Source organism: Herbidospora sp. RD11066, assembly GCF_054661255.1.
Genome location: NZ_BAAGDO010000284.1, coordinates 1 through 249 on the forward strand (window position 1 = coordinate 1; position 249 = coordinate 249).

The 249-nt window shown below is 49.0% G+C and carries 1 protein-coding gene; it reads left to right on the forward strand.

What is annotated here, in order from left to right:
- Positions 1–15 precede the first annotated feature (15 nt).
- The coding region (locus tag ACYQ78_RS39930; protein ID WP_459806203.1) for a hypothetical protein at positions 16–249 on the forward strand (234 nt) is incomplete at its 3' end.

Genomic DNA, 249 nt, shown 5'->3' on the forward strand with positions numbered 1-249 from the left:
GACAGATTGGCGCCTGTGGGGCATCAGGCTCCAATGGAGGAACTTCACCAACTTCCTGCTGCTTCTGTTAAGACCTGTCCAAAGGCCTCAGAGGCCTATGACGTGCAGTTCAAGGAATGCATGGACAAAAAGGGTCCAGCAATTGAGTCCGTGAGCTGGCTGAACTACATGAAGACTGACAAGAAAGACATGTATTCTTCGACTCACGTCAAATCCTTCCAGCATCCAAGTTTCCAGATTGATGAGAGT